1 protein-coding gene and 1 pseudogene are annotated in these 1368 nt (G+C 66.7%); both read right to left on the minus strand.

Annotated elements, in window-relative coordinates; all coding sequences use genetic code 11:
* Positions 1–889 (minus strand): alpha-amylase family glycosyl hydrolase (locus tag ACFPZI_RS33605; protein WP_381370961.1); only part of this gene is annotated, 889 nt, incomplete at its 3' end.
* Positions 886–1368: pseudogene (locus ACFPZI_RS33610) on the minus strand (hypothetical protein); the annotation flags it as partial. The gene ACFPZI_RS33605 and the pseudogene ACFPZI_RS33610, both read right to left, overlap by 4 nt.

The raw sequence follows: 1368 nt of genomic DNA on the forward strand, positions 1-1368 counted from the left end.
CCATGAAGATGCGGGGCATGACCGGGAAGTGGAACGCCATGTGGCACTCGTCGCCGCCGGCGGCGTAGTCGCCGAAGTAGTCGACGACGTCCTCCGGCCACTGGTTCGCCTCGGCGAGGACCACCGTGTCCGGGTACTGCGCGTCGATCTCCTTGCGCACCCGCTTCAGGAAGGCGTGCGTGGCTGGCAGGTTCTCACAGTTGGTGCCCTCCTCCTGGTAGAGGTACGGCACCGCGTCCAGCCGGAAACCGTCGATGCCCAGGTCCAGCCAGAACTTCAGTGCGGAGATCACCTCCTCCTGCACGGCCGGGTTCTCGTAGTTCAGGTCCGGCTGGTGCGAGAAGAAACGGTGGAAGTAGTACTGCCCGCGTACCTGGTCGTACGTCCAGTTGGAGGCCTCGGTGTCGACGAAGATGATCCGCGCGTCCTGGTACTGCTTGTCGTCGTCCGCCCAGACGTAGTAGTCCCCGTAGGGGCCGTCGGGGTTTTGGCGGGACTCCTGGAACCACGGGTGCTGGTCGCTGGTGTGGTTCATGACGAAGTCGATGATCACGCGCATGCCCCGCTGATGGGCGGCGTCCACGAACTCCACGAAGTCGGCGAGGTCTCCGAACTCGGGCAGCACGGCGGTGTAGTCGGCGACGTCGTAACCGCCGTCGCGAAGCGGTGACTTGAAGAAGGGGGGCAGCCAGAGGCAGTCGACGCCGAGCCACTGCAGATAGTCGAGCTTGGCGGTCAGCCCCTTCAGGTCGCCGATGCCGTCGCCGTCGCTGTCCTGGAAGGAGCGGACGAGGACCTCGTAGAAGACGGCTCGTTTGAACCAGTCCGGGTCGCGGTCCCCCGCCGGTGTGTCCTCGAAGGTGTCCGGTACGGGCTCGTTGACGATCATGATGCGGGTGACCCTCCGATCTGCGGGGTGGACGGTCGCGATGGTCGCGCAGCCGTGCCGTGCGGGTCAGGGGACGCAGTCCCGGAGGCCGAGGCCGAGGCCGTGCGGTCACGGTCGCCTTCGGCCTCCCGGCCGACGACGAGCACATGCGCGCCGCCCGGTCCCAGACGCACGTAGTTGGTGCTGCCCCAGTGGTACGTCTCGCCGGTGAGTTCGTCGCGCACCGGCACCGACTCGTGCTGGTCCAGGCCGAGTTGCGGCATGTCCAACGAGACCGTGGCCTCCTGGGTGCGGTGGGGATCGAGGTTGGCCACCACCAGCACCGTGTTCGAACCCTCCCTCTTCGAGTAGACGATGACCGGGTCCTGGTCCGCCTGGTGGAAATGGAGATTCCGCAGCCGGCGCAGGGCCGGATTCTCCCGGCGGATGGTGTTGAGGCGGGTGATGAGGGGGGTGAGGGTGTGTCCGTGGTGTTCGGC

The organism is Streptomyces chlorus, from assembly GCF_042655885.1.
Lineage (GTDB): Bacteria > Actinomycetota > Actinomycetes > Streptomycetales > Streptomycetaceae > Streptomyces > Streptomyces chlorus.